A 3,103-nucleotide genomic window follows, 5' to 3' on the forward strand; every position below is an offset into this window, starting at 1 on the left:
GCACAGCGAGCGCGAGGCCGCCGCCGTGGTGGCGCGCGAGGACGCCGACTGCGCGCCCGGCACGCGCGCCGCGGCCGCGGAGTTCGGGCTCGATTTCCTGTCCCTGGGCTGGGAGGCCTTCGACCTCGCGCTGCCACGCGAGATCCTCTTCCGCCGCCTGTTCCAGGACCTGCTCGCCGCCTGCGCCAGCCCGTCGGCCCGCACCCTCGCCCAGCGCCTCGGCGGCTACGACCTGGCGCCGCTGGGCAAGATCATCGGCCTGGATTGAGCCACCGCCGCAGGCCACGAGGGGGCGCGCGATCGGACGACGCCCTGGCGACCGGCGTCGTCCGGAACAAGGACCGCCGATTCGCGCCTGCCGGCGCTCCTACATCGCCCGGATGCGCCGCGGTTTCGGTGAACGCGGCGGTTTCCGTGGATACATGACGGTTTCTGCAGGAGCGCCGGCAGGCGCGATGGAGCGTGTAGGAGCGCCGGCAGGCGCGAATGCGCTGAGTATTCCCGTCGCCCGCGTCGCCTGCGGCACGGCCGCGTTCGCGGCTGCCGCCGCTCCTACGGAGACCGTCGCGGCTTCCGCCGCCCGTACCTTGGGGCGCGTGATGTTTCATGTAGGAGCGCCGGCAGGCGCGAACGCGGTGAGTATTCCCGTCGCCCGCGTCGCCTGCGGCACGGCCGCGTTCGCGGCTGCCGCCGCTCCTACGGAGACCGTCGCGGCTTCCGCCGCCCGTACCTTGGGGGCGCGTGATGTTTCATGTAGGAGCGCCGGCAGGCGCGAATGCAGCGCTGGAGCAGGAACCCGGGTCCTTGCCGGCCCCCCGCCCCGGCTTACACCGCGCCTACGGAGCGGAGCGGGAGTCGGTGCGCAGCCCGAGGTGCTCGACGATGAAATCCGCCACCCCCTCGGGGTCGTTGATGTCGAGCTGGGGGAGCGCGCTCTCCACCCGCGCGTCGGTCGCGAGCGCGACGATGCGGGGGTCGTCCGGATGCAGCAGGGGCTCGGCCACGACGCTGCGCCAGACCTCGATCTTGGGAATCGCCGCGCGCTTGAAGCCCTCGACCAGCACCAGGTCGCACGGCCCCAGGTGCGCGAGCAGCTCGTCGAGGCCGGCCTCGGGCGCGCCGCGCAGCTCGCGCGTCAGCGACCAGCGCTGGTCCGAGCTCACCATGACCTCGCGGCAGCCGGCCTGGCGATGGCGCCAGGAGTCCTTGCCGGCATGGTCGATATCGAAGCTGTGGTGGGCGTGCTTGACCAGCGACACCACCAGGCCGCGCGCGCTCAGCGCCGCGATCACCTGCTCGACCAGCGTCGTCTTGCCGCTGCCGGACCAGCCGGCGAAACCCATCACGTTCATCAGTAGCTCCGAGAAACCCCGGCATTCATGCCGGGGAGGAAAGGAGTGCAGCCGACAGGCTGCTTTGTTGCTGTATCTATGTATAGCTCTATTCGCATCTGTGCATTGTCAAGTCGCTTCCGTTCGTCCTGTTCCGTCTTCCCGCCCGCCGGGTGGCGGCGCGGGGTCCTTGCGATACACCGGCTCGGCGAGCAGGCTCACCGTGAAGGCCGCGCCCTCGCCGGGCGTGCTGTCCACCTCGATGCGGCCGCCGTAGCGCTCGACCAGGGTGTGGCTGATCGACAGCCCCAGGCCGGTGCCTTGGCGCTTCTTGGTGGTGAAGAAGGGGTCGAAGATGCGCGCCAGGTCCTCGGCGCGGATGCCGCCGCCGGTGTCGCGCACGGTGATGCGCACGCCACGTGCATCGTGCACCGGGTCGCGGTCGACCGTCTCCAGCGTCAGCGTGCCGCCGGCGGGCATGGCCTGCACGGCATTGACGATGAGGTTGATCAGCACCTGCTGCAGCTCCTGCAGGTTGATCTGCACCCGGCCACTCGCGCCGAAGCGCTGCACCACCCGGACCTCGGCGCGCGCCAGATGCTGGCGCGTCAGCACGAGGCAGTCGGCGAGCGCGGCGTTCACGTCGACGTCCTCGACGTAGCCGGCGAACTCGCCCGGGCGGGCGAACTGCAGCAGCTTGGTGACGATCAGGCGGATGCGTCCGACCTGCTCGTGGATCAGGCGGATCTCGTTGGCCACCGGCTGCGCCGCGGGGCCGAGCTCCTCGCGCAGCAGGTCGAGGTTGCCCTGGATCACCGCGGTGGGGTTGCTGATCTCGTGCGCCACACCGGCAGTGAGCTCGCCGATCGCGGCGAGCTTCTCGCTCATCACCAGGCGGCGCTGGGCGGCGCGTAGCTCTTCGTTGGCCGCGGCGAGGTCGGCGGTGCGCTCGGCGACCTTGCGGTCGAGGGAGGCGTTCAAGGCCTGCAGCTCGGCGCGGCGCGCGGCCTGCTCGTCGAGCAGATGATCGAAGGCGGTGGCCAGGCGGCCGAGTTCGTCGCGGCTGGCGACGTCGCCCACGCGCGCGCGCTCGTCGCCCGCGTCGATGCGGCCGATGGTGGCGTGCATGCGCTCGATCGGGCGGAAGATGCCGCGCGCCCAGTACAGCGTCAGCAGCGCGCCGGCGCCGCTCACCAGCAGCGCGAGCGCGCCGACCACCAGCAGGGCCATGCGCTTGGCGGCGCGGAAGGGCGCCTCGAGGAAGCCGACGTAGAGCATGCCGACGCGCTCGCCGCGGCTGTCCATCACCGGCTCGTAGGCCGACACGTACCAGTCGTCGACCACGAAGGCGGTCTCCAGCCAGGTGCGCCCGTGGTCGAGCACGTGCGTGCGCACCTCGTCCGAGGCGCGCGTGCCGAGGGCGCGCGCGCCCTCGAACAGGCGCACGTTGGTGGCGATGCGCACGTCGTCGACGAACAGCGTGGCGGTGCCCTCGCTGCCCTCGGGCAGGCTGCCCTCGCGGTAGACGATGGCGTTGAGGGTGTCGACGAAGTCGAGGTTGCCGTTGAGCAGCACGCCGCCCTCGAGCACCGCCACCAGGTTGCCCGCGGCGTCCACCACCGGGGCCGCGGCGTGCACCACCAGGCCGCGTTCTTCCTCGGCGCGCGCATCGGGCCGCGCACGCGCGGTGGCCACCAGGCCGAGGCGGGCGCGCTCGCGCAGGCCGGCATCGATCGCCGCCAGCTCGGCGGGGGTGAAGCGCTCGACGACGC

At 72.1% G+C, this 3,103-nt stretch carries 3 protein-coding genes; 1 reads left to right on the forward strand and 2 read right to left on the reverse strand.

The genetic code is table 11. The features are described from left to right. On the forward strand, positions 1–268 hold a 268-nt coding region (locus tag C667_RS21650; protein ID WP_004384484.1), incomplete at its 5' end, for a substrate-binding domain-containing protein. A gap of 568 nt (positions 269–836) precedes the next feature. On the opposite strand, the gene mobB is transcribed toward C667_RS21650, so the two are convergent. Together mobB and C667_RS21660 are read right to left on the reverse strand one after the other, a co-directional pair. Beyond that, positions 837–1,352 (reverse strand): molybdopterin-guanine dinucleotide biosynthesis protein B, encoded by a 516-nt coding sequence (mobB, locus tag C667_RS21655; RefSeq protein ID WP_004384485.1) that lies wholly within the window; start codon positions 1,350–1,352, stop codon positions 837–839. A gap of 108 nt (positions 1,353–1,460) precedes the next feature. Beyond that, positions 1,461–3,103 (reverse strand): sensor histidine kinase (locus C667_RS21660; RefSeq protein WP_004384486.1); only part of this gene is annotated, 1,643 nt, incomplete at its 5' end.

This window comes from Thauera phenylacetica B4P (assembly GCF_000310225.1).
GTDB classification, from domain to species: Bacteria; Pseudomonadota; Gammaproteobacteria; order Burkholderiales; family Rhodocyclaceae; genus Thauera; species Thauera phenylacetica.